Consider the following 2,190-nt stretch of genomic DNA (forward strand, 5'->3'; position numbering starts at 1 on the left):
CAGACGCACGGCGTTTCGTAGCTCTGCAACTTCTTTTGTTTGGGATTCATAAGCTGATCTTAAACTGAATAGGGTGGGTTTTAATAACTCATATCGGTACGCGCTATCAAGGAGGGCGCTTTCATAGGCTATCCTTTGCCTGGACATCACGCCAGATTCTTGCGCCCAAACTGTCCCGGACAGAAGGATCAGCACGCCAGTTGTCGTATTTATGATAGTCTGCTTCATAATCCTGTTGATGTTTTTGGGCGGTATCGGCGTGCTGATTGGCTCGGTGAATGTTTTCCCGGATCGTGTCGGCAAAGCTTTTCGCATCCGGGTTCGGCGTTTTTTGACGAAATCCTCGGATCCATAAGGCGATCGCGATGATCAGGATTGAGATAGCCACAGCCGTGGCAATTTTCCAAGGTAGGTCTTTCATAACATTGACTTGAACAACTCGCGCAGACCGTTATTCGCCCCAATTGTAGCCTCGTAAGTTGATTGTGTCATAAGGGTATAAGAGCAAATACCAGGCTTTACAAAGAGCGATAACCCTTTTGCCGACTCGCTGACCAGGTTGCTACCGTCCAGGATGAAGCCAAAGCCCCAATTACCCAGACCGCCGGTCATATTGGTGCGCAGCAGCGCGATCGCTTTCGGGCTTAAAACCTGCTGGCTATTGAATAAGCCGTTGTCGCGGAGCATGGCCGCGAAATTTGACATATCGCTTTGTGAAGCGTATAAGCCATACCCAGCAAGTGGGTTTCTAGGGTTCTCCGGATTGTATCCAGCGGTCAACATATTACACTTATACCGGATCCTCTCGTTGAATATTTGCTCAAAGTTTTTACCGGCAATAATCTCTGCTATCCGAGCTAACACTTGATAGGAAGTCGTCGAATATCTGAACTGTGTGCCGGGAGCAAAGTCAAGCTGCGTGTTGGACATACCATCGACCGCCTCTTCTAAGGTTTTTGCGCCTTCAAAATTTGTTTCGTCTCGAATTCCGGAAGTGTGCGACACGACATGACGAATGGTAATATTCTCCTTATCGCTACGCTTCCAAGATGGAATAAACTTGCTCACCTTGTCGTCCATTCCAATCCTACCTTCGTCGTAGAATGTCATAAGAGTCGCGGCCGTAACACCTTTCGAAATGGACATTACCGACTTTGGGTCATTCCTGCCAATGTTCCCCTTGGAGTAGCTGTAAACCGTTTGGCCTGGCTTATTGATATCGAGAAGGACATTGCCGCCATATGCGTCAAGGTTGTTATCCAGATATCCAGTGAGTTTGTTGCTGTCGATAGGCCGACTCGATGTTTCGCAGTTTGTTGCACCCTCCGGCTTTTTTGGCCCCCAAAAGTTGCAGTCCGTGTATCTTGTGTACGTAGTATAGGGGTCGACCGCTTCCATGAGATCTTGACTTGCCCGATACTTCTCTGTGACTTCAACTGTTACCGTGTTAGCGGCATTGATTAGCGGACGTACATAATCCCTACCGATGTATTGTTCGTGAAGCGGACGAAGGACGGGTTCGAACCCTCTAATTTCGTCAGGGCAATACGCCATAGCAAAAAGCAGGAAGCGAAGGCCTCGACTGTATAGATTTCGGGCAATATCCAAAAACGTTCCGTACTGAAGATTACCTTCGCAATACTTTGGCATCCGTCCGAAATTATTACGGGCGGGGCTTATGTCGTCCGCGTCTATTTCCGTAGCTGAGATTCCGTTAGGAAATGTTCCGAGATTCACGGAGTTAACTTTAATCTTCGCGGTTAAATCGCCTGGCCCGTCGCCGTCGCTACCATACATTCCATCGCCTGCGCTTGCGATAAAATTCATGTTTGGGTTTGCGATCGCGCGGAATTGCCTGTTGGAGGAGACGGAATACTGGTACAGGCACGGAATATCGCTAACACTCTTAACTGCGTCGACCATATTCTTGTAGTACTTGTAAATACCATAGGTCGTGAACCGCGCAAACTCTACACCGAGAGGTTGGTTAAAGTCTGGATGGGGCCAATCAATGCCAGGGCCTTGGATAATCGGCGGGTACCCGGGAGTCGCAATACCGCGCTGAGCTACCCATTCATTAAACCGGTTCAGATTGTCTTGTGACACGTCCGCAACTTCCCACAAGCCGTTTTTTTCGAAAGTGTGGTTTACAACCTCACCGGATCCACCGCCGGAAATTGCTATATATAG

General features: G+C 48.6%; 2 protein-coding genes. Both read right to left on the reverse strand.

The features are described from left to right. Positions 1-121 precede the first annotated feature (121 nt). Positions 122-421, reverse strand: a complete 300-nt coding sequence (locus tag LZD49_RS35300) for a hypothetical protein (RefSeq protein WP_234673355.1) — start codon at positions 419-421, stop codon at positions 122-124. Further along, positions 418-2,190 (reverse strand): serine hydrolase (locus tag LZD49_RS35305; RefSeq protein ID WP_234673358.1); only part of this gene is annotated, 1,773 nt, incomplete at its 5' end. The genes LZD49_RS35300 and LZD49_RS35305, both read right to left, overlap by 4 nt.

It is taken from the genome of Dyadobacter sp. CY261, from assembly GCF_021440085.1.
Classification (GTDB): domain Bacteria; phylum Bacteroidota; class Bacteroidia; order Cytophagales; family Spirosomataceae; genus Dyadobacter.